Consider the following 22,301-nt stretch of genomic DNA (forward strand, 5'->3'; position numbering starts at 1 on the left):
TGTATACCGGGCACAGGCGAGCGAGTTGGAGAGACATCATGCTGAATGCCAAAAGCGGAATCTCGGAAATGTTGCTGCCCGTCGGGGGCGGGGGCTCGGCACGGCGCCAGGAAACCGGCTCCGCGGACGATTCCGGCCTGTTCGGTGACACCCTGAAGGGGCAGATGCAGCAGGCGGCCGAGGCACAGAAGCCGGCGTCACGGGAAACAGAGCGGCCGGCGCAAAGCGCGCAAAAAGCCGCCGCTGACGCGGGGCAGCAACCGGTCAAGGCCGAATCCGATATCCCTGTCGAGGTTGCCCAGGAAGACGCTGAGGCCGTCGCTGCCAGCGACGGTGCGACGGAGGAACTCGTCGTCGAACTGGCCGAGGACGGTTTGCCGGTACAAACGCTGTCAGCCGAATCGTTCCCCGCCACAGAGCCCGAGGTGGCCGCCGGCGGCAACGATTTACCGGCCGAGACGGATGCAGGCGGCAAGATTTTGCCGTTGCCCCTGACGCAGTTCCCCTCGCCGCAGGCGGATGCCAGGGCCGATGTACCACCCGAAGAGGGGGCTTTGGAAGAATTGCCGCGTTGGCTGCATTCGCTGGCAGCGGCGGGCCGTGGCCGTGAGCAGGCGGTGGCGGGGCGTACCGAGGAGCCTGGCCTCCTGGCTGCCGAGGATGGCGTGCAGGATGGCGCCTTCCTCAAGGGGCTGCAGGCCGTGACCGCACAAATGGACGGTCAGCGCAGTGATATGGGGGGGCGGCAACCGGGGCAGGGCGCCGAGACTTTCTTCAAGCTGGCCGGATTGACCGTCGTCAAGGAGGCGCCGCCGCCGCTGAGCCTGGCGGCCTCCACGGTGAGCGCCGCCGCGGCAGCGACCACGGCGCCGACAAGCGCCGCCCCGGCGGCCGCGGTGCCGACCCTGGCGCTGGATGTGCCGCTGCGTCAGGCCGGCTGGGATCAGGCGATGGCCGAGCGGGTGGTCTGGATGGCCAAGCAGGGGGTGCAGGAGGCGCAGATCCACCTCAATCCGCGCAACATGGGGCCCATCGAGGTCCATGTCTCGGTACAGAAAGATCAGGCCTCGGTGGCCTTCGTGGCACAGCATGCGATGACGCGCGAGGCCCTGGATGCCGCCATGCCGCGCCTGCGCGACATGTTGCAGGACAGCGGCCTCAATCTGGCGCAAGCGGAGGTGTCGCAGCATGATCGGCAGCGCGAGCAGGCGGCCGGCTTTGCCGGCGGGCAGGGACGTGGCCAGCACGCTCACGGCGGTCATGCCGCCGGTGACGATGTCGTGGTGGCGCAGACGCCGCTGCGTAGCGGCGGCCTGGGGGCGGTCGATTATTACGCCTGAGCCGGTATGACACCGTGCATGGGGCCCGGGACAGGCAACTGTCACGGGCCCTTTTGTTTCGGGTGGCTTTGCTCCTATGCCATAATCGCAGGCACCTTCCAGTGGTCAAGACACCTGCATGTACACAGCCCCGGGAATACGCCGCGACGATGAGTTGGTGACGCGTTTTGCGCCGCTGGTGAAGCGCATTGCCTATCACCTCATCGGTCGTCTGCCGGCCAGCGTGATGGTGGACGATCTGATCCAGGCCGGGATGATCGGTCTTTTGGATGCGGCGCGCCATTATGACGAGAGCCAGGGCGCCAGTTTCGAAACCTATGCATCGATTCGAATCCGCGGTGCCATGCTCGACGAGTTGCGCCGTAACGACTGGGCACCCAAGTCGGTGCACCGTCGTGCGCGCGATGTGGCCGAGGCGATGCGGCGGGTGGAGGTGGAAAGCGGACGTGAAGCCAGCGACAAGGAAGTGGCGCGGGAGATGGGCATCTCCCTCGACGAATACCACCAAATCCTGCTCGATGCCAGCACCAGCAAGGTGGCCAACTTCGAGGAACTGGGTCTGGATGAGGCCAGCATCGGCGATGGCCTGGTGGAGCAGGAGCCGGCGCCGTTGCGCGCTGTGCAGGATGCGCGTTTTGCCGACAGCCTGGCCGAGGCCATCGAAAGCCTGCCGGAACGTGAACGGCTGGTACTCAGCCTGTATTACGACCAGGAGCTCAATCTGAAAGAGATAGGCGCCGTGCTCAATGTCACCGAGTCGCGCGTCAGTCAGCTGCTCAGCCAGGCCTATCTGCGCTTGCGAGGGCGGCTGGGTGACTGGCTGCAAAAATAATTGTTACGCTGCTCCCCCATGAAGCGCCATCTTGTTTCCCGCCGCGAAGTGCAGCCGCACCCCTTGTGGCTGTTCGAGGAAAACTACCTGCTGTTGCGCCGTCTGCTGCCGCGCCTGCGGCCCGGGGCCCGTTTCGTTCTCGGCGGCGGTCACGGCGCCCTGCGTGTGGAGGTGGCAGAGGACGCCGGGCCGTATACCACCCATCTGACCCTGTCCACGACGTTTGCCGGCGACGGACAGCTGCCACCGCCGTTGCGGTTCAAGGTGCGCATCTATCACGATGCACGTCTTGCCGAGGTAACCGGGTATCAGGACTGTGCCCATATTCCGCCGCGCTATGCCGCGCGCCAGGCCGAGGGGTTTCAGCGTGACGAGCGCCGCCAGGTCAACCGCCTGCTCCATGAGGTGCTGCAGCAGTGTCGCCGCCACGGCCACGTGGCCGTGGAACAGCCCTGATCCTCAATTCCTTTTTGTCATCCTGATTTGTGACAGCCGGTATACCGCACCGGCGCCGGCACAAATCATTCCAGCCAGCATTACCGTGGCGACCACCCCGATGTGGGTGGCCGTATAGCCGGCCAGCAGATTGCCCAGCGAAGTGATGCCGATGAACAGTACGGCGAACAGCGCCATGATGCGTCCGCGCAGCTGGTTGGGTACCTGCATCTGAATCAGCGTGTTGATGGAGGTGGCCATGGTGGTGACGGAAAAACCCAGCACGACGAGCAGGGGCAGGGCATAGGCCAGGGTGGTGGTGTTGGCGAACAGCAGCATGCCGATGCCGGCGGCCAGGGTGGCGAGGGCGATGTTGTGGCTCAGATGTTGCCGTCCTCCCAGCCAGGCCAGACGCATGGCGGCGAGCAGGGCGCCGATGCCGGCGGTACCGAGCAGCAAACCCAGCTGGCCGGCGCCGCCACCGAAGATCTGATGGGTAAACACCGGCATCAGCACCGTATAGGCCGGCGCGGTGAGACTGCCGACGGTGAGCAGGAACAGCGCAGACCGGATCGGCCGGTTGTCCCAGGCATAGTCCAGCCCCTCGCGCAGGCGACGCCACTGGCTTTGCGCCGCCTCGCTGGCGGCGCTGCGCCCTGCCGTCAGATGCAGCAATCCCCACAGCACGGCCAGAAAGCTGAGTGCATTGAGCAGAAACACCGGCCCCTCGCCCCAGCTTGCCACCAGGGCACCGGCGATGGCGGGTCCGGCGAAGCGGGCCAGGTTGAAGATGCTGGAGTTGAGGGCGATGGCGTTGGGCAGGTCCGTCGCCGGCACCAACTCGGCGAGGAAGGAGTGACGGCTGGGCATTTCCACCGCGTGTACCAGACCGAGCATGAAGGCGAGGATGACCACATGCCAGGTTTCCACCCAACCGCCGAATACCAGTAGTGCCAGTAGGAGTGCCTGGACCATGGCGACGAGCTGTGCCGTGATGAGCAGGGAGCGGCGCGGCAGGCGGTCGGCCAGCATGCCGCCGGCCAGGCCGAACAGCAGCACCGGCAGCATGGCGGCAAAGGCGACCGCGCCGAGCATCAGAGAGGAATGGCTCAGCCGGTAGACCAGCCAGGCCTGCGCCATGTTCTGCATCCAGGTGCCGGTGATGGAAATCAGCTGGCCGAAATAGAACAGGCGAAACTGCCGATGGCGGAGGGAACGGAACAGATGCGACAACATGGGGTAGCGACGGGCCGGAAGTGAGGACCGATTATAACGCTGCTTGACGGGCAAGGCCGGGATGACTATTCTTGAGAAAAATAGTATGGAAATGACCTTGCCACTGGCAGGAATGCTGCAGGATGAAGATGAGGTGCAGTCATGGCATACAGCGACAAAGTCATCGATCACTACGAAAATCCGCGCAACGTCGGTTCCCTGGACAAAGACGCGCCGGATGTCGGTACCGGCATGGTCGGCGCGCCCGCCTGCGGTGACGTGATGCGCCTGCAGATCAAGGTGGGTGCCGACGGTGTCATCGAGGATGCCAAGTTCAAGACCTACGGTTGCGGCTCCGCCATCGCCTCCAGTTCCCTGGTGACCGAATGGATGAAGGGCAAGACCCTGGATCAGGCGCTGGAGATCAAGAACAGCCAGATCGCCGAAGAGCTGGCCCTGCCGCCGGTGAAGATTCACTGCTCGGTGTTGGCCGAGGATGCCATCAAGGCCGCCATCGCCGACTACCGCAGCAAGCACTAGTACCTCTCCAAGTTGGACGACAGCGCGGCTCCACCGCGCTTTTCTGTCGGGTACCGTTTTGTCTTATCATTGGCAGTTCTTACGGAGCCTGCCGATGAATCTCTCCTACACACTTTTCCCCGCCTGGCTGCACTGGCTTGCCACGGCCGGGTTTACCCTGCTGTTCATTTATGCCGTGCGCCATGGCGCGTGGCGGCGCTTTGGCGACAAGGAGTTGCTGCATGTCTTGCTGGGCAGCTGCGTATTGCTGTTGCTTATCTGGAATCTCAAGGCCGGCATCAAGCCGGGACTGACCTTTCATCTCCTCGGCGGCACCCTGTTCATGCTGATGTATGGCTGGGAGGTCGCCTTTGTCGCCATCAGTCTGGTGCTTGCCGGCAATATCATCAACGGCCTCATCTCCTGGCAGTCCTTTGCCATCAATGCACTGGTGATGGGTGCCTTGCCGGTGCTCGTCACCCATGCGGTTTATCGTCTGGCCGTGTGGTACCTGCCGCATCACTTTTTCGTGTATATCCTGTTCAATGCCTTTTTCTGCGCCGGACTGGGGATGGCGCTGACGGTTTCTACCGCTTCTCTGCTGCTGGTAGGATTCGGGCCGTATAGTGTCGGTACCGTGATGCGGGATTATCTGCCTTATGTACCGTTGATGATGTTCGGTGAGGGGTTCATGACGGGCATGCTGGTGACCGGCATGGCGCTGATGAAGCCGCACTGGCTGGTAACCTACGATGACCGGCGCTACATCGCCGGAAAATAGAGCGACCCCAGCGGCCGAGAGGAGAGGGAAGACGCAGGCATGGATGTTTTTGTCGCCCGACAGCCCATCTTCGATCGCCGCCAGCAGGTGGTTGCCTACGAGCTTCTCTATCGTGCACGCGACAGCCGGGTAGCGGAGATCAGCGATCCTGACCTTGCCACCACCGAGGTGTTCATCAACACCTTCATGGACATCGGACTCGATCGCGTCACCGGCCAGCGCCGCGCCTACATCAATCTGACGCGACCCTTTCTGTTGGGGCAGTACCCCCTGCCGTTTCACCAGGACAGCGTCACGCTGGAGGTGCTGGAGGATATCGTCCCCGATACCGAGTTGATCGAGGCGCTGCGCGGATTGTCGCAACAGGGGTTTGAGATCGCTCTGGACGATTTCACCTTTCGCCCGGAATTGGTCCCTCTGCTGCGGATTGCCGATGTGGTGAAGCTGGATATCCGCCAGCTGGATGCCGAAGCCCTGCAGCAACATGTGGCACTGCTGCGTCGCTTCGGGGTACGCCTTCTGGCGGAGAAGGTGGAGACCCGCGCGGAGTTCGCCCGTTGCCTGGAGCTAGGTTTCGATCTGTTTCAGGGTTATTTCTTTTGCGCACCGGCCGTGCTGCGCGGCAAGCAGGCCGTGCCTTCACGCCTTGCCACCCTGCGGCTGCTGCACAAGCTCAATGTCCCGGAATTCCGCTTCGACGAGCTGGCGCAGACCATATCCACCGATGCGACACTGGCCTACAAGCTGCTGCGCTACATCAATTCGGCCTATTTCGGCCTGCGCCGCAAGGTGGAGTCCATCCGCCATGCCCTGGTCCTGCTGGGGCAGAAAAACATTCGCATCTGGCTCAACCTCATTGCCCTGTCACATTTACAAGACAAGAGTCACGAGCTGATGGTCACCACCTTGGCGCGTGCCCGGATGTGTGAACTCATCGCCATTTCTCGCGGCCAGGAGCAGGACAAGGACAAGTATTTTCTCGTCGGCCTGTTTTCTGCCCTTGATGCCTTTGTGGATATGCCAATGGCGGAGATTATCGAGTCGATTTCTCTTGCCGACGACATTGTGGAGGGAATCACCCGTCGCAGCGGCCCTTTGGGCACCGTGCTGGAGATGGTGCTGCACACCGAACGCGGCGAGTGGGCCAGCATGAACCCGCTCGGCCTCAGCGCTGCCCAGATCAACAGCGCCTATCTGCAGTCCATTGCCTGGGCGGGGGAGATGATGCAGTTGCTGGGGGACTGAAACAGAAAAGTTTGCGCAGTCACTCTCGGGGAACACCGCTGATGAATACGATAAGGTCACGGGAGCGTCGGGTGGTGGGCTGTCGCCGGTCTGTTGCTGGTGATATTCCGGTCCGGCTGGCAAGCGGCGTAGACTGTCGAACCGTGCCATGCGGCGAATGCGAGAAGGCGCTGGCCGAGGGCGGTAGCGCCGATGTGTTGGTGGCGGACCGTGCCGTGAGCGGGGGCTGGATTCGCGGACGTCCGCAGTAAGACCGCCATCGTCCCGTATGGCGCGGGCGGAGTTCCAGTTACCGCTGCCAATGGCGCTCTGTTGGCAATGCGTTAGACCACTGCTGTGTGAATTCCAAGGAAGCAATGTTTTATGAAACCAGAACGTCTCAACCCATTCCGACTTTTTCGTGACCAGTGGGCCGTCATGAGCTTCTATGAACGCTTCGAGCAGGTCGTGGCGCTGGTACTGTCGGCGGTAATCGCGGTGATCATCATCGTTTCGCTGATACAGCTGATTTCCATTGTCTTTAACCTGCTCATCATCGATGCATTCAATCCGCTCGATCACAAGGTATTCCAGAATGTGTTCGGCATGGTCATGACGCTGTTGATTGCGATGGAGTTCAAGCACTCGATCGTGCGCGTGGCATTAGCATCATCCAGGTCAAAACGGTGATCTTGATCGCACTGATCGCGTTGGCACGCAAGTTCGTGATCCTCGACCCCGATGTCAGTCCGGGCAAAGTCGCCGCCCTGGCCGGTGCGACCCTGGCTTTGGGAACAACCTACTGGCTGCTGCGCGAGCGCGATGACAGAGTAGCCGAGGAAGCCCAGCGTGAACGGTCGTGACGCGGGGATTTTGCCCGCGGCCTGGTCGCGGCATCGCTGGCTCAACCGCCTGCAAACAGCGCTGCTCGTGGTGACCCTGCTCGGTATCGCCGCCCTGGCCGGCAGCCTGCTTTTTGGCGACATGGGCCTGTGGTTGGCATTGGGGGCAGGTGGTCTCGCTCTCCTCGTCGAGCCTGCCGCGGCGTCGAGTCTGACCCTGCGGTTGTATGGCGCGCGCGCCTTGCATCCGAGCGAAGCGCCCGATCTCTGGACCCTGGTACGCGAGCTGGCGGCACGGGCCGGTTTGCCCGCCGTACCGGTGCCGCACTACGCGCCCAGCGCCATCGTCAATGCCTTCGCGACCGGTTCGGAACATCGCTCCGCCATTGTGCTCACCGATGGATTGCTGCGCAGCCTCACGCCGCGCGAACTCACCGGTGTCGTCGCCCATGAGGTGGCCCACATCGCCAACAAAGATCTGCGCGTGATGGGGCTGGCGGACTCCATCAGCCGACTCACGCATCTCATGGCGCTGCTCGCGCAAATAGCGATCCTGTTCAGTTTTCCGGCATTGCTGGCGGGCGTCGTCGATGTCAATTGGCCCGCTTTGCTGTTGCTGGCGGTCGCGCCGCATTTGGCGCTGCTGGCTCAGCTCGGTTTGTCGCGGGTGCGCGAGTTCGACGCCGACCGGCTGGCGGCCGAGCTGACCGGCGATCCGTATGGGTTGGCTCTTGCGTTGGCGAAAATCGAGCGGGTCAGCCGCTCCTGGCGCGCCTGGCTGCTGCCGGGATGGGGCAATCCCGAACCCTCTTGGTTGCGTACACACCCTGCAACGGCTGCGCGTATCGAACGGCTGCGGGATCTAGCGGCGCAGCTTGTTCCGATGTCACTTCATTCACCTCACTTCCTGCCAGATCCCACTATCGCGCCACGCCCGCCGCGTTGGCGCCCCGGCGGACTCTGGCGCTGATTCCCAACAGGAGACCTTCATGTCCTACATCGATCCTTACGGCCAACCGGCGCCAGACTATTTCATTCGCCGTTGGTTGGTCATCACTGCCTGTGTCGCGGTGCTTATGCTGTTGTGGCAGTTTCTGCCCGCCATCGAGGCGTGGTTTGCGCCTGACACGGCGGCCGAGCGCACCATCACGCCGCGAGGCGATTTGGCACAGGATGAAAAAGCCACCATCGAATTGTTTGAAAAATCGCGCGATTCGGTGGTGTACATCAGTACGGCGCAACTGGTGCGTGATGTCTGGTCACGCAATGTTTTTTCCGTGCCGCGCGGAACGGGGTCCGGCTTCATTTGGGACGAAGCGGGTCATGTCGTGACCAATTTCCATGTCATCCAGGACGCGTCGGCTGCCACGGTGAAACTGGCCGACGGACGCGACTATCAGGCCGCGCTCGTCGGTGCCAGTCCGGCGCATGACATTGCGGTGCTCAAGATCGGCGTCGGCTTCAAACGCCCGCCGGCGGTGCCGGTGGGCACCAGTGCCGATCTCAAGGTGGGGCAGAAGGTATTCGCTATCGGCAATCCCTTCGGGCTCGACTGGACGCTGACCACCGGTATCGTGTCGGCATTGGACCGCAGCCTGGCGGGCGAAGCGGGTGGTCCGGCCATCGATCATCTGATCCAGACCGATGCCGCCATCAATCCGGGCAACTCCGGCGGACCTCTGCTCGATTCCGCCGGCAGGCTGATCGGTATCAACACCGCCATTTACAGTCCGTCCGGTGCATCGGCAGGCATAGGCTTCGCAGTACCGGTCGACACCGTCATGCGCGTGGTGCCAGAGCTCATCAAGAACGGTAAGTACATTCGCCCGGCGCTGGGCATCGAAGTGGACGAACAGCTCAACGCACGCCTGCAGGCCATGACCGGCAGACGCGGCGTGTTCGTGCTGCGGGTCGCTCCAGGTTCGGCGGCAGAAAAGGCGGGGCTTGTGGGGGTCGAGGTGGGGCGTCAGGGCATAGTGCCCGGCGATTGCATCGTCGACATCGATGGCGCGCCCGTAGACGACGTGGCAACGTTATTGGCCCGGCTCGATGACAAGCAGGTGGGTGATGTGGTGGTGCTGTTGGTGGCGCGGGACGGTGAATCGCGTGAAGTGCGTGTGGAATTGCAGCCGGGCGTTTGAGCAGAAACATCCCGAGGCCATTGAACCAGAAGCAACTGACCTCTGCTGGTGCCTCGGCGAGGCCCCCCGGCGACGGCGAGGGCAGCGGGCGCGAAGCTTGTCCGCTTCGACGCCCGCTGCCGCTTCATGGCGGGATGGCTCAGGCGCTCAGGGCTTGGCCGGCGCGGCGGCTGCCGCGTCAGTCTTGGCGGGGGCGTCCTGCACAAGGGCGTCGCGCTTGGCGGCATCGAGCAGTGCCTTGGCGTTCCAGCTGTCCAGCCGGAAATATTCCGGGCGCGTGGACGCCTTGAGCGTGTATTCCTCCTTGTCCGGGGCCTTGCTCAGGCGGTATTCCAACACCTCGCCGGTCTTGCGCGAGAGTTTCAACGACAGCGCCGGCGCCGCCAGACCGAAGTCGGGCTGCGCCTCACGGCCGAGGACGTGGGCGAAGCGCAGTCCGGCGAGCTGATCGAGCAGTTTGTCCACCGCTTCAGCGTTCAGCCGCTTGCCGGCGTCCATCGGCTCGGCGCTCCAGCCCGGCGTTGCAGCGCCCTCGCCACCGTCGCTGTGGGCGGCGGACTGTCGGCGCAGCGTCAGTCCGGCCAGCTCGATGGTGGTGACGTCGTCTTGCGAGACGGCCAGGAGTTTCTTGTCTTCCCAGTCGGCCGCCTTGACCGGCAGGTCGTAGGTGGCCAGCGCCACCGTGTGGATGGCGTCCTGCCCATCGACGCGCGCATGCACCAGGCGCATGGATGGCGAGGTGCCGATATAGAGCGTGGCGAGGGCCTTGTCGCCTTGCGCCAGGGTGACGCGCCGCTCGAAGGCGTCGCCGCTCACCTTGAAGCGCGCCTGCGCCGAGGCCGAGGTGGCGACCGGGGTCGTGGTTCTCAGCCCGGCCAGGCGCTCGATGAGCTGCTCGACGCGATCGCCGTCGGCCGGGAAATCGCCCGCCTCGGTCAGACGCCAGGCGCCGTCCTTCTTTGCCAGCACTACCCTGGCCTGGTCCGGACCCTCGAGGGTGATGCGATCGATTTTTTCCTTGGCTATCGCGAGCAACGGCCCCGATTCGGCCGGCGCCGATACGCCCCGGTCCGCCAGGTTCAGGCCGAGGGCGAGCAGCAGTTGCGCACCCAGCAGCACGGCAAGCAGTTTGAGTGTCTTCTGCATGGATCACACCTCCGCGAGAATATGCTCGTAGCGACGACGGTCCGCCGCCATCGCCCGGCGGCGCCAGCCCCAAACGGCGACGAGCCCGAGCAGCGCCAGACCGTAGTTGACGTATTCCCACAGCCGTTGCTCGCCTTCACGCAGCGGATTGAGCGTGCGGGCGAGCTGCGTGCGCCCACGGAGCGCCAGCAGGCTGCGGTCCTCCAGCGACCAGTCGATGGCGTTCTGCAGGAAGGCCAGCGGTTTGGTGTAGAGGGTGTTGAGGCCCTGGGAGGCCAGGTCCAGCGCGGCGTCCGAGGCGAAGCTGTTGCTTGCCACCAGAATCAGGCGCGCCGACTCGGGTGAGCGTTCGATGATGCCGGTGATGCGCGGCTCCGGCTTGTCGGTCTGCTCCGTTTCCGTGCCGGAATCCCCGGCCTTGTCCCTGACGGCTTCTGCGGCCTTGGCCAGCGGCGACTCCTTGCCCTGATAGAAGGAGTCGAAGCGCCCCTCGACGGCCACCGCGAGCAGGCGCGGTTTGCGCTCGCCGCCGGCGGCGAAGCCGGTGTCCGGGTGGGCCCGGTAGTCGGGGATCAGGTCGAGGCTGCTTGACACCCAGCTCTGCGGCGAACTCCTGAGCAGCTCGGACACCGTGCGGCCTTTGTTCTTTTCCGCCTCCACGGTGATCGGCGAGGCCCAGTTGAGTGTGAGCTGGCCGAGGGAGGCGGTGATCGGGTTGTCGCGGTTGAGTCCGTCGCCGCGCAAATCCGGGAAGTGGGGATAGGGCAGCATGCGGTATTCGCGGAACGTCAGCCCGCCCACGAAACGTTCCACCGGCACCGGCAGCGCCGTGTTGCGCGGATCGAGCACCAGCGTCTCCTCGATGGCGAGGCCGTGATGGGCCAGCCACTCCTCGAGCCCGGAGGACTGCTTGCCGGCGGTGAGGGTGTTGCTCACCTGCACATCGAAGGGCGAGGTGGCGAGCACCACGCTGCCGCCCTGCATCAGGAACTGGTCGATGGCAAAGCGCTGCGTGTCGGACAGCTCGCGCGGCGCGAGCACCAGCAGCAGGTCGGCCTCTGCCGGTACCTGGCCGCCCTTGAGGTCTGTCTCCTTGATCCGCACGTTTTCGCCCAGCACTTTTTCAAGTTGACTGAAGCGCTGGCCTCCGGGGCCGAAGGGCTGCGGCTTGACCAGGGCGACGGTGTGTAGCGCCCCCGGCGTGAAGCGCTGCAGGGCAGCGTCGAGGCTGCGCTTGAGGCCCGCCTTGTCCAGGGTCTCGGGCAGCGGCACCTGCAGCGTTTCGCCGTCGCCCTCCAGCACCATGTAGAACCAGAAGGGGGTGGGGTCGAGGAGGCTGGCGATCTGCGGCCCGAAGCCGTACTTGCGTTTGAGCTCGTGCGCGAGATTTCCGCCGTCGGCGTCCGGGTCGGCAAAGCTGACCTGCAGTTTGTCGCCGGCCTGCTTGCCGAGCTCGTCGAGCACGGCCGCAAGCTCCTTGCGCAGTGTGCGCAGTGCCGCGGGCAGCTTGGTGTCCGGCGAGATGTAACCCTTGAAGGCCAGCGGCCGGGTGAGCCGCTCGAAGGGGTTGCCGCCGGACTGGTAGGCACCAACCGCCTTGCGGATGGCACGGGTGATGGCGTACTCGGGGTTCTTCAACACCACGTCCAGATCGCGCTCCCCGCGCGCCTTGACCTCGATGAGATCGCGGAAGCCGAGTTTTTCGAATTGGTCGCCGTAGGCGACAACCACATCGAAATAGGAACTCACCACGGCCGCCTGGTAGCGGTCGGCGGTCTGGAAGGGCACGGGCTGGATACCATAACGGGAGGCCGCTTCTTCCTCGGCTTCGCGGTCGCGCGTGGGGTCGATGAACTCCACCCGGGCGTGACTGCCGGCTGCCACGGCATACTCCTCCAGCAGGTCCTTGACCTTGGGCACCAGCGGTGCCAGCAGCGGGTGGGTTTTGGCGGAGAAGTAGCCGCGGATCAACAGCGGCTCGCGCAGCCCCGCCAGTTGCTGCCTGGTCGCCTCCGACAAGGAGTACTGCCCCTCGGCGGTGATATCGGCCCGTGCCCAGCCGATGGGGGCCAGCCAGAGATTGGCGGCGACGAAGTTGGCGGCGGCCAGCCCCGCCACCCAGCCCCACTGGCGGTGGCGGGCGCTTGCCGGATTGCCGGCCCAGCGCTGGCGCTCCAGGGAGAAGAGGTTGAACGTCAGGAATACGCCGACGATGGAGACGTAGTAATAGAGGTCGCGCAGGTCCAGCACGCCGCGGGTGATTGACTCGAAGCGCGTGCCCGTGCCCAGCAAGGTCAGCAGGGTGCCGGTCTGGTGGCCGAACAGGGTGGTCAGGGTGTCGGAACCGACGAGGTAGAACAGGCCGCACACGACTGCGGTGAGGATCAGGGCGACGATGGGGTTGTCGGTGCGACCGCTCATGGTGAGGCCGATGGCGATATAGGCGGCGGCTAGAAAGAGAGTGGCCACATAGCCGCCGATGACCGGCCCCCAGTCGAGCGGCCCCAGCATTGCCACGGTGATCGGCAAGGGCAGGGTGAGCACCAGGGCCAGGGCCACCAGGCCCAGCACCCCCAGGAATTTGCCCAGCACCAGGGCGAGCGGCTCGACCGGCGCGGTGAGCAAGCTCTCCAGGGTACCGGCGCGCCGCTCCTCGGACCAGGCGCGCATGGTCAGCGCCGCCACCAGGAAGATCATCAGCAGCGGCAGCCACTGGAACAGCGGCCGCACGTCGGCGATGTTGCGGGCGAAGAAGGTCTCCACCCAGAAGAAGACGAACAGTGTTGCCGCCAGGAAGGCGCCCAGGAACAGATAGGCGGCCGGCGAGGCGAAAAAGGCGCGAAACTCCTTGCGCGCCACCGTCCACAGCATCTCACCCATGGGCCACCTCCTGGACGGCTGCCTCGTTGACTCGTGCGAACACGGTTTCCAGGTCGTGGCGTTCCGGTTGCAGCTCGAACAGATCGAGCCCCGCTGCCTGCACGGCGGCGGCCAGCCGCGGCGCGGCATCGGGCGAGATCTCGATGCGATAGTGGCGACGGCCATCGCGGTTCGCCAGGGCACGCACGTCGGTGACGCCATCGACGCGTTTCAGCACGGCCTCGGCCTCGCCGCCGACCACCACCAGCAGGGCGGGACTCTGCCGCAGCTCCTCGATGCGCGCATCGACCACCAGGCGCCCGGCGCGCAGGATCAGCACCCGCTCGCAGGTGGCCTGCACCTCCTGCAGAATGTGGGTGGAGACGATCACCGTGGCCGTCTGGGCCAGTTCGCCGATCAGCTCGCGCATGTGGCGGATCTGGGTGGGGTCCAGACCATTGGTGGGTTCGTCCAGGATCACGATGTCCGGCTCATGCAGGATGGCTTGCGCCACCCCGACGCGCTGGCGGTAGCCGCGCGAAAGGGTCTGGATGGGCGCCGCGGCCTTCTCTTTGAGCGCCGTGCGGCGGATCGCCTGCACCACCGCCGCCTTGCGCTTGCCTTGCGGCACGCCGTGCAGCGCGGCCTGGTAGTCCAGATAGTCGATGACCGTCATCTCCGGCCACACCGGGCAGTTCTCCGGCAGATAGCCGATGCGTGCCTGGATGGCGGCGGTGTCGCGGCCGATCTGGAAGTCGTCGATGTGGATGGTGCCGGCCGTGGGCTCCAGGAAGCCGGTCATCATTTTCATGATGGTGGTCTTGCCGGCGCCGTTGTGACCCAGCAGTCCCACCACCTCGCCGCGGTCGATCGTGAAACTCACGTCGTCCACCGCGGTGAAATCGCCATAGCGGCGTGTCAGGTTCGCTACTCGAATCATCTCCTTGTCCCTCGTGGTGACACCCGGTTAAGGAAGGTCTGAATAAGTCCATCCTGGACTTCTCAGACCACGCCAAGCGAAAAGTGTGATTTTCGCTCGGCTTCATTTTTCAACGACTTATCGTCGTTGAAAAATGGCGGCACATCCCTGTGCCGCGGAAGCTCTGAACTTATTCAGAGCTTCCTTAACCGGCGCGCGCACCGCACCGGCAGCATCTACATCGGACAGGCAAGGCTGTGCGCCTTGCCCTGGGGCAATCGGGATGATAGGGAGGCGAGCGGATAAGGATAGAATTGAAGGCTGCGCGGTTGTTCGATGTTCTTGCCGGGCGCATCTGTCAATCTCTGGTTTTCCCTGAGAAAAACGCCAAATGCGACAGCGCCCCGGCGCGAAAAGTTCCGCGATGGAAACCAAACACCGGTCCACCGGCTGGGCAATGCCGTCATCCAACGGCTTGCACAGTCAGAACGTAACTTATTGATATTAAATGTTTCTTGAGCCCGGGCCAGTACACGGAAAGCGACGCGATCCGGTGAGAAAACGGCCAACAGCGGACAGTTGGCCTTTGGGTGTTGGTGTCAATTTGGAATATGAAGGTCAACACGGAGATTCCATAGACAGGCATGGCGGTTTATATGGACGCCTCCCGTTTGCCAAGGGCGATTTTGGTGTGTTGGGACAGATAGGCTGCAGTTCTATATCCGGCCTGTTGTGCAGGAATAGACCTGCTGGCCCTGATGGAATCCGCTGACCCGCGCCTCATTCTCCTGAAGGACTCGAAGTCCTTACCGCCATACAGGTTTGGCGGGTCACGGTCTGACCTGTTTGCCATCACACTTTATCGACCTTGCGCAACCTTTACGGCGGCCACTCCTTTCTTCAAAGTGGTTGATACACTCGTCAGGCACCTATGCCGGCTGACTGACGAATCCCTTTTGGTACGTCCGTTCATGGGCGAGCATCGCCCAGATCGTTCGCGCCATCTTGTTGGCCAGGGCCACGACCGCGACATTCAGCGGCCGGCGCTGGCGTAATTTCGTGACCCACGGGCCGGGGTCTTTGGCGTGGGTCAGCACGGATCGCGCACCGTGAATCAGCAAGGTGCGCAGGTAGGTGTCACCGCGCTTGCTGATGCCGAGCAGTTTGATGCGCCCACCAGTGCCCACCTGTCGCGGCACCAGGCCGGCGAAGGCGGCGAACTCTCGCCCCGACTTGAAGGCTTTGGCGTCGCCCATGATGGCGACCGCCGCCGTGGCGGTCAGCGGCCCGACACCAGGAATTTCAGCGATTCGCTTGCAAGCTTCGTCTTGCTTGAGCCACAGCTGGATGCGCTGCTCGATGGCGGCGATTTCCCCATCCAGCTTCTCGATGCGCGCCCATTGCTCGCGCAACGTATCGATCACCATTGCCGGCAGCCGGTCTTCCAGTCTGGCCAAAGCCGCAGCAATTCCCTTCCTGACCCCCGCTTTGCCCTGCGGCATCACTTCACCGTATTCGGCGAGCAACCCCCGCAGGCCGTTAATCTGCGCGGTGCGGAACTTGACCAACTGGCTCCTCATGCGGTGCAGCGCCAGGATGGCCTGCTGTTCTTCCGTCTTGATCGCCACCGCCTTGACGTGCGGCTGCTGCACCGCTGTCCAGATCGCCCGCGCGTCCTGCCGGTCGTTCTTGTTGCCGGTGACGAACGGCTTCACCGCCTTGCCTGGCAGGAGCTTGACCTGGTGGCCCAGCGCCGTGAGTTTCCTCGCCCAGTGCTGCGCACCGCCGCAGGCTTCCATCCCAATGAGGCATGGTTGCCGGTTAGCGAAGTGTTCGAGGAACTTCTCGCGCTTGAGCTGCAGGCTCACGATCTCTCCGGTCTCCATGTCGATCCAGTGCAACTGAAATACCCGCTTGGCGATATCCACGCCAACGACCGTTTTGCTACCATTCATTTCGGACCCTCCGGTTTGCCTGTGAAGACCTTCAGTATCTTCCACCTTGGGCACTTCGATGCCGTCGGCCCGTGAGGGTCCACCTTCATCCCACCCACACCGCAAAGCTATCCACGGCGCCGGGCGCCGCAGGTCCCTCCATACCGAAGACGGCCAGCGCGCCGGATAACTCGTGTTCAGCGCTCACGGGGTGGGAGGCGTCCATTCAATTCTCCTTGCCTTAGGGAAGGTCTGAATAAGTCCATCCTGGACTTCTCAGACCACGCCAAGCGAAACGTGTGATTTTCGCTCGGCTTCATTTTTCAACGACTTATCGTCGTTGAAAAATGGCGGCACATCCCTGTGCCGCGGAAGCTCTGAACTTATTCAGAGCTTCCTTAGGTTTTCATGGTTGGCAAACTGCCAGTGCATTTCGGAGGGAAAAATATGAAGATGACACCGAACGTTTCCGCAACGCCGCCCGGGTTCTCGCCAATGATCCGGGTGCTGGCCGGCAGCGCCTTCGTGCTGCTCGCGGCGGGCCTGCTGGCCCTGTTCGCGCCGGACCTTCTGCCTTTTTCCGTTCAGAAGCCCGTTGCCATTGCGCTGATCGTCATCGGCGCTGTCCTCGAAACGGCAAGCGTGGTCCTGGTCATCAAGGGCCAGCGTCAACATGGAAGCGAACGCCTGCACAGCGTCTTGCAGGAAGCGAAAAAGCGCGACCGGCCGTAGGGCGTGCGCGCCATGGCCAATCCGCCCCAATTCTCATCGAAACTGAACGGCGCACCCAGAGTGGAGGTGCGCCAGGATAGTATCCGGCTCGTCCAGCGCCGCCACTTCGGTTGGATATTTGTCGGCTTTCCGGTCTTTCTCGTGTCCGTTTTTTTGATCTCGGAATATTCCAAAAATTCGGCCTTCCGGCATGATCCATGGGCTTACCTGGCGCAATGCTTCAAAAACTTCGAGTGGCCTGAATGGATCGCCTTCGGTGTTGCAACGCTCCTGTTTTGTGTCTTCGTCATCAGCGGGTTGCTGTATGCGCTATGGGAGCGTGAGTTGGAAATCGATCTGAGGCGACGGCAATTCCGCTTCCGCACCGGGCTCGCGGGCCGCATCACGACCATCACGGGCTCGACGGACGAGCTTCGTACCCTGCAATTGACCCGCCTGACCGCGACCGGCACGTCGACCGAAAGCCCCGCCAGGACTTACGAGTACTGGAGCCTCGATCTCGTGCTTCCCGGAGACGTGGAGCCCCTGAACCTCGGCCAGTGGGGACGTCACGAAGAAGCGATTGCGGAAGCCGGGCGTTGGCAGCAGTGGCTTCCAACGCTGGAACTGCAAGCCGGCAATTGAACCTCGTCCGGCCAGACGTAGAGGTTCAGGACCGCCGCCCGTCGAACACGGGAATACCCAGCAATCCTGCGAGCAGATTCGCCTCCGACAGGATCGCGGTGGCGTCGGTATGGGAAACCAGATTGATGCGTCCGCCATCGTTGAGCACCAGGTTCAATTCAACGTTGACGATACTGCGGGAGTCTCCCGCCCATATGTCTTTTTCGAGCATTTCGATCTCGGCCACCTCGTCGAACTTCAGCATCGTCGCCTGTCGGCCCGATCCCAACCAGGGCAACAACGCCGGACGGGCGGGAATCTCGATGCGCCGGTTTAGCGGGTCGAAGCGCGCACCTGCGCTGAAGAGCTGTCGCAGGTGGCGGCCGATGCCAACGAACAGCCCGCCTGCGCATAAAAATGCCAGGGCGCCCGGCAAGAAGCCATGCCCTAGCTGGAGCGGCACACCGGCCAGCGCCGCATAGCCCAGATAAAGGAAAACGCCGGCAAATGCCCGCGAGATACCGGTGGAACGATACTCCCAGACCCGGCCATCGCGCATGAGTTTTTGGGTGACAAAACTTGCGCCCCGGCCGGACTCCAACGGCTGACGGGGCCTGCGGCGCGAGATATCGCGATCGACCGGCACGCTTACTCACCTCCTGGATGACTGGCCCCAATCCTTCCCGATGCCAGTCCAAGGCCAATGGCAATGAAGATGAGAGGGATGCCCCGCCCCAATAATCCGCCCATGTATTCGGCAACGAGATAGGACTCTGCGGGCGACCGCGGGTTGTAGCGCACCCGCACCCGACTGCCGGGCGGAAAGCGTTGGGCCCAGCGTGCAGCACTGGCCTCTGTGCTGGTATTCACCAATCCTCCGGGAGCGATCTCATCACCTGTGTATTCGCGTCCTTTGACCGTGTAGCGATAGCGGATGGTCGGTGAAAAGACCCCAGGCGAGAAATTCCTGGGTTCGCCGCCGAACCAATTGTCCCTGTCAATTTCGATGGTGCTGTCGAGAATCATCCCCTCGGCAGTAGGCCAACGCTGGCAGGCGGCCGCCAACTGGCGAATCTTCCAGTCCTTGTAGAGGGCGACGAGACCCGCGACGATCAGCACACAACCGATCGGCTGTCTGGGATCTTCGGCCCAACTGGCCAGCAAACTCAGCAAGTCCATGGCGTCATAAGTTTCGATTCAATTCTTTCATGCCTATCCACCCTCGCGATCGCTCCGATGGTGGCGAATCCCTCGCACTCAGGCCGGAGGCGGCACTGCCGAAATGCCTCGAGCAGGTTGAGGACGAGGCTGAAGTCCTGCATGTCGGTGCGGGCCTTGGCGAGCAGTCGTGCACGGACCGAGGCGGCGGTGTTCCGGCTGCTCACGTCAGGCTCTCCAAGTAGGGGCGCATGACGTTGGCCACCCGGCACGGCTTGGCAAACTGCCACAGTTCGTCCATGCCGACGCGCTTCCCATTCCAGGCCTCACGCAGCGCCTCCAGCGCGACATCCAGGCCGATCTTGTTGCGGAACTTGAAGCAGTCGGCCACCGTCCGGGCGACGTTGGTCACGCGCACCGGCACACCATCGATGAGGCGCTCCTCGATCCCCTCCGTCAGCGCGGCGCCAGAGAAGCGCACGATGCGCAGCGGGGGATAGTCCATCTTTGGCGCGCGTGCCTTGTTGGGGATTGCCAGCCAGACCTCGAACGGCGACTGTGTGGTGAGTTCATGTAGGCGCAGTGCCGACAGCAGGCAGATGATGGCTTGCGGGTGCTTGCGTGCCACCTCGGCGAGTGCACCGTGTTCCGAGACGGGCCGGTCCGGAATCGCGTACAGGCCCCGTCCCACGCGCTGGAGCAGCCCTTGGCGCACCAGCCGCGTGAGGGCGACCGTGGGCAGCCCGCGCTCATTGAGATCGCGTGGGCGAATAAGGCCGCGCTGGGCGGCAAGAACCAGAATGTTCTGGTGCGAACTGTCCATGCCGTCATGATGTTGCGAAACGTCGGTAGCTGTAAAGAACTACCGACAAAACACAACTGGCATGGGTTCCTTTGCATGATGCCGCAATTCCAACTGGCGGTAGGCTACAGGCACCCCTTGACCATACCGAGTAGTCGGTTAGGATAAAAAACCAACTAATCGGTATGAAATGAGGATGATCAAAGCCGCCGTCACCGCCCGCGGGCAGGATTCGCGCCAGCGCCTCTTGGACGCCGCGCTCGGTGTGTTCCGTACGAAGGGCTACACCGCGACGACGGTGGACGATCTGTGCGCCGCAGCCGGCGTCACCAAGGGCAGCTTCTTTCACCACTTCGACAGCAAGGAGGCGGCCGCGCTGGCCGCGATCACGCACTGGAACGACACCACCGGCGCGCTGTTTGCCGCCGCGCCGTACTGGCAGGTCGAGGATCCGCGCCAGCGGCTGCTTGCCTACCTCGACTTCCGCGCCGGGCTGGTGCGCGGGGCGATCCCGGAGTTCACCTGCCTGCTCGGCACCCTGGTGCAGGAAACCTTCGCAAGTCATTCAGCGCTGCAAACGGCCTGCGGCGCCGGCATCGAGGCGCACGCACAGACCCTCGTGCCGACGATCGAAGCGGCCAAGGCGAAGTACGCACCGGGCGCCGAATGGAGCGCCGAAAGCCTCGCGCGCCACACCCAGGCCGTGTTGCAAGGCGGCTTCGTGCTCGCCAAAGCCATGAACGACCCGCAGGCCGCGCTCGATGCCCTCGCGCATTTGAAGCGCTACGTGGCGCAGCTGTTGCCCATCCCCACGGCAAGGAGATCGCGATGAACAACGATCCGCGCCTGGCAGGTGCCCCCGACCGGGTGACGACCGTAGACGCGACCGCCGAAGTCACGGCGCTGATCCGTCGTTGGGAGGGCGCGATCCAGGCCGACGACAGGGCAGGGATACTGGTGCATCACACCGAGGACATCGTGATGTTCGATGTGCCCGAGCCCTTGCAGTCGCTTGGGCTTGCGGCCTACCACAAGACCTGGGACCTGTTCTTCCGCTATGGCACGCCGCACCCAGAACTCTTCGTCATCGAGGAGCTGCGCGTCACCGCCGGATCGGACGTGGCCTTCGCCACGGGACTCTTGCGCATCGGCGGCTCGCCCTCACCCGTGTGCCGATTGACCCTGGGGCTCGTCAAGCGCGATGGCCAGTGGCTCATCGCCCACGAGCACCACTCCGCGCCCCACGCCCTCGAAGCTGAGGAGCCTCGCTCATGAACACGATGATGCCCTGTCTGGCCTTCGCCAACGCCGAGCAGACCGAACAGGCGGTTCGCACCTACATCGAGCTCTTTCGCGCCGTGTTCGGAGAGGCGAAAGAGTTGGCGCGCAGCACGTTCTCGCAGGCCGAAATCGACACCGTAACGCAGCTGCACGGCTTACCGCCCGAGCAACGGCCCGGGCCGGCCGGCGCGGTCAAGACGATCCGCTTCCAGCTCAACGGCATGGAGCTTCTGGCGCTCAACGGCGGCGGCTACTTCGGCCAGTTTCACGAGAGCTTCTCGCTCTACGTGAACTGCGAAACGCAAGCGCAGATCGACCGCCTGCATGAAGCACTGTCTGAAGGAGGCCAGGTGCAGCCCTGCGGCTGGATCAAGGACCGCTTCGGCGTGTCCTGGCAGATCGTCCCAGACTTCGTGCTGGCCATCGACGAGGGCCCGGACCGTGCCGCCGCCGAGCGGATGAACGTGGCGATGCTGGGCATGACGAAGATCGATCGGGAGCGGCTCCAGAGGTCGTTACGATGAGCGCGCATCGTATTTTCGGCATGCCCTTCGCCAAAAGAGCCGTAGGCTCGACAAGGAACTGAGACCATGTTCCGTTTCCTCGGGGTCTGCCTTCTTGTCTACGTTGCTTGGTCGCTTTACTGTGGCGAGGTCACCGGCAAGGACCGCTGGACCCGCAAGACCGTGTCGCGCGATGGGGCGCCGGGCGAGTACTGGAGGGTGATCGGCGTGTACAGTCTGTTGGGCGCGATGTGCCTCTTCTGGTTCTGAGTTCACCATGAGCGACCGGTTCGAAACTCCGCCTGGCGTCAAATGGGTGTTGGTCCTCGGCCTCGCGGGCTTCCTCGCGGGCTTTGTCGGCCCCCTGCTGCTGGCACCGGATGCGAACCTGGGCCCGGCCATCGGCATCTTCATTTCCGGGCCGGTGGGCGCGGCGCTGGGCGTGCTGCTCTGGGCCTTGTGCGCACTCGTCAAGCCAGTGGCGCGCACCCAATGGCGTCTGCTGTATGCGGTCACGACGCTCGGCGTGCTCGCGACATTGCTGTCGATCCGGCCGGAGCCGACCTGGTTGGGCTACGTTTTCGAAGGGCGGGTGCAGTCGTGCGCGCCGCCCGCCGCGCTCGAGGCCGACGTGCTCGGCTACTGGCGCAAGCGTATCGCGGAAGTGAATTGGGCGGCACCGCGCCCGGGCTGGGAAGACCAGATGCGCGGAATGCTGCGCGACGCGCCCGGCGTGGTGGTGTCGGTGCGCCTCGAGCGCCGCAACGCGATCCGGCAAAACCGCCTGCTGTGGAATCGCGAGGCGTTCGCCGCGGGCTGGCAGCCGCAAGACGAGGACGTGTCCTTCTATCTCGAAAATGGCAACTGCGCCGCGTTTCCGGCGGGCCGCGACCTTCGCGCCTATCAGCCGCTCACGTACGACGGCCGACCGGTCGATGTCACCGCGTGGCCACCGTCGGAACTCCTGCGCGTGCTGCGCGCGGCGGTGCTCGACGACATTCCCGAGCGTTGGCGCGGCCTCTGAGTCCCGTCGTG

23 protein-coding genes and 1 pseudogene are annotated in these 22,301 nt (G+C 63.7%); 16 read left to right on the top strand and 8 right to left on the bottom strand.

Annotated elements, in window-relative coordinates; translation table 11 throughout:
• Positions 1-38: 38 nt before the first annotated feature.
• The 3 genes from EP379_RS04905 (at position 39) to EP379_RS04915 (ending at position 2,628) form a co-directional block, all read left to right on the top strand.
• Entirely contained in the window at positions 39-1,340 is a 1,302-nt protein-coding gene (locus EP379_RS04905) for a flagellar hook-length control protein FliK (protein ID WP_127476433.1), read from the top strand.
• 118 nt (positions 1,341-1,458) lie between these two features.
• Positions 1,459-2,172, top strand: a complete 714-nt coding sequence (locus tag EP379_RS04910; RefSeq protein WP_127476435.1) for an RNA polymerase sigma factor FliA — start codon at positions 1,459-1,461, stop codon at positions 2,170-2,172.
• Between the two features lie 18 nt (positions 2,173-2,190).
• A complete protein-coding gene (locus EP379_RS04915) occupies positions 2,191-2,628 on the top strand; it encodes a DUF1249 domain-containing protein (RefSeq protein ID WP_127476437.1) in 438 nt (145 codons plus the stop codon).
• 3 nt (positions 2,629-2,631) lie between these two features.
• Here EP379_RS04915 and EP379_RS04920 read toward each other — a convergent pair whose 3' ends face one another.
• Complete coding sequence (locus tag EP379_RS04920) at positions 2,632-3,843, bottom strand: MFS transporter (RefSeq protein ID WP_127476439.1); 1,212 nt, start codon at positions 3,841-3,843, stop codon at positions 2,632-2,634.
• A 141-nt stretch (positions 3,844-3,984) separates the two neighbouring features.
• On the opposite strand from EP379_RS04920, the gene iscU reads away from it, so the two are divergent.
• The 6 genes and pseudogenes from iscU to EP379_RS04955 all read left to right on the top strand — a co-directional run bounded on the left by iscU (position 3,985) and on the right by EP379_RS04955 (position 9,329).
• Entirely contained in the window at positions 3,985-4,362 is a 378-nt protein-coding gene (gene iscU / locus EP379_RS04925) for a Fe-S cluster assembly scaffold IscU (RefSeq protein WP_127476441.1), read from the top strand.
• 94 nt (positions 4,363-4,456) lie between these two features.
• Positions 4,457-5,122: an energy-coupling factor ABC transporter permease gene (locus tag EP379_RS04930; RefSeq protein ID WP_172600381.1), complete on the top strand. Its 666-nt coding sequence runs from the start codon at positions 4,457-4,459 to the stop codon at positions 5,120-5,122.
• A 39-nt stretch (positions 5,123-5,161) separates the two neighbouring features.
• Positions 5,162-6,367 carry an EAL and HDOD domain-containing protein gene (locus EP379_RS04935; protein ID WP_127476445.1) on the top strand — a complete coding sequence of 402 codons (1,206 nt, stop codon included), beginning with the start codon at positions 5,162-5,164 and terminating at the stop codon, positions 6,365-6,367.
• Between the two features lie 363 nt (positions 6,368-6,730).
• Positions 6,731-7,209, top strand: a pseudogene (locus EP379_RS04945) (phosphate-starvation-inducible PsiE family protein).
• On the top strand, positions 7,196-8,158 hold the full coding sequence (locus EP379_RS04950) for a zinc metalloprotease HtpX (RefSeq protein ID WP_127476447.1): 963 nt from the start codon (positions 7,196-7,198) through the stop codon (positions 8,156-8,158). Before EP379_RS04945 ends, EP379_RS04950 begins: the two are co-directional and overlap by 14 nt.
• A 19-nt stretch (positions 8,159-8,177) precedes the next feature.
• Entirely contained in the window at positions 8,178-9,329 is a 1,152-nt protein-coding gene (locus EP379_RS04955) for a S1C family serine protease (protein WP_127476449.1), read from the top strand.
• Positions 9,330-9,476: 147 nt separating this feature from the next.
• On the opposite strand, the gene EP379_RS04960 is transcribed toward EP379_RS04955, so the two are convergent.
• The 4 genes from EP379_RS04960 to EP379_RS04975 all read right to left on the bottom strand — a co-directional run bounded on the left by EP379_RS04960 (position 9,477) and on the right by EP379_RS04975 (position 16,208).
• Entirely contained in the window at positions 9,477-10,475 is a 999-nt protein-coding gene (locus EP379_RS04960) for a DUF4340 domain-containing protein (protein WP_127476451.1), read from the bottom strand.
• A 3-nt stretch (positions 10,476-10,478) separates the two neighbouring features.
• Positions 10,479-13,355: a Gldg family protein gene (locus EP379_RS04965; RefSeq protein ID WP_127476453.1), complete on the bottom strand. Its 2,877-nt coding sequence runs from the start codon at positions 13,353-13,355 to the stop codon at positions 10,479-10,481.
• A complete protein-coding gene (locus tag EP379_RS04970; RefSeq protein WP_127476455.1) occupies positions 13,348-14,274 on the bottom strand; it encodes an ABC transporter ATP-binding protein in 927 nt (308 codons plus the stop codon). Before EP379_RS04970 ends, EP379_RS04965 begins: the two co-directional genes overlap by 8 nt.
• A 908-nt stretch (positions 14,275-15,182) precedes the next feature.
• Positions 15,183-16,208 carry an IS110 family RNA-guided transposase gene (locus EP379_RS04975; protein WP_127476133.1) on the bottom strand — a complete coding sequence of 342 codons (1,026 nt, stop codon included), beginning with the start codon at positions 16,206-16,208 and terminating at the stop codon, positions 15,183-15,185.
• A 426-nt stretch (positions 16,209-16,634) separates the two neighbouring features.
• On the opposite strand from EP379_RS04975, the gene EP379_RS04980 reads away from it, so the two are divergent.
• Both EP379_RS04980 and EP379_RS04985 read left to right on the top strand, forming a co-directional pair.
• Positions 16,635-16,919: a hypothetical protein gene (locus tag EP379_RS04980; protein WP_127476456.1), complete on the top strand. Its 285-nt coding sequence runs from the start codon at positions 16,635-16,637 to the stop codon at positions 16,917-16,919.
• 12 nt (positions 16,920-16,931) lie between these two features.
• A complete protein-coding gene (locus tag EP379_RS04985) occupies positions 16,932-17,543 on the top strand; it encodes a hypothetical protein (protein WP_127476458.1) in 612 nt (203 codons plus the stop codon).
• A gap of 25 nt (positions 17,544-17,568) precedes the next feature.
• Here the strand turns inward: EP379_RS04985 and EP379_RS04990 are convergent, their stop codons facing one another.
• From EP379_RS04990 to EP379_RS05005, 3 genes are all read right to left on the bottom strand, one after another.
• Complete coding sequence (locus tag EP379_RS04990) at positions 17,569-18,168, bottom strand: hypothetical protein (RefSeq protein WP_127476460.1); 600 nt, start codon at positions 18,166-18,168, stop codon at positions 17,569-17,571.
• A 2-nt stretch (positions 18,169-18,170) separates the two neighbouring features.
• Positions 18,171-18,701 carry a DUF3592 domain-containing protein gene (locus tag EP379_RS04995; protein ID WP_127476462.1) on the bottom strand — a complete coding sequence of 177 codons (531 nt, stop codon included), beginning with the start codon at positions 18,699-18,701 and terminating at the stop codon, positions 18,171-18,173.
• 202 nt (positions 18,702-18,903) lie between these two features.
• Entirely contained in the window at positions 18,904-19,503 is a 600-nt protein-coding gene (locus tag EP379_RS05005) for a type IV toxin-antitoxin system AbiEi family antitoxin domain-containing protein (protein ID WP_127476464.1), read from the bottom strand.
• Between the two features lie 175 nt (positions 19,504-19,678).
• On the opposite strand from EP379_RS05005, the gene EP379_RS05010 reads away from it, so the two are divergent.
• From EP379_RS05010 to EP379_RS05030, 5 genes are all read left to right on the top strand, one after another.
• Positions 19,679-20,314: a TetR/AcrR family transcriptional regulator gene (locus tag EP379_RS05010; protein ID WP_127476466.1), complete on the top strand. Its 636-nt coding sequence runs from the start codon at positions 19,679-19,681 to the stop codon at positions 20,312-20,314.
• Entirely contained in the window at positions 20,311-20,757 is a 447-nt protein-coding gene (locus EP379_RS05015; RefSeq protein WP_127476468.1) for a YybH family protein, read from the top strand. Before EP379_RS05010 ends, EP379_RS05015 begins: the two co-directional genes overlap by 4 nt.
• Positions 20,754-21,287 (top strand): VOC family protein, encoded by a 534-nt coding sequence (locus EP379_RS05020; protein ID WP_127476470.1) that lies wholly within the window; start codon positions 20,754-20,756, stop codon positions 21,285-21,287. The genes EP379_RS05015 and EP379_RS05020 overlap by 4 nt, the downstream gene beginning before the upstream one ends.
• Before the next feature lie 66 nt (positions 21,288-21,353).
• Positions 21,354-21,536, top strand: a complete 183-nt coding sequence (locus EP379_RS05025) for a hypothetical protein (RefSeq protein WP_127476472.1) — start codon at positions 21,354-21,356, stop codon at positions 21,534-21,536.
• Positions 21,537-21,543: 7 nt separating this feature from the next.
• Positions 21,544-22,290 carry a hypothetical protein gene (locus EP379_RS05030; protein ID WP_127476474.1) on the top strand — a complete coding sequence of 249 codons (747 nt, stop codon included), beginning with the start codon at positions 21,544-21,546 and terminating at the stop codon, positions 22,288-22,290.
• Positions 22,291-22,301 lie beyond the last annotated feature (11 nt).

This window comes from Sulfurivermis fontis (genome assembly GCF_004001245.1).
GTDB classification, from domain to species: domain Bacteria; phylum Pseudomonadota; class Gammaproteobacteria; order Thiohalomonadales; family Thiohalomonadaceae; genus Sulfurivermis; species Sulfurivermis fontis.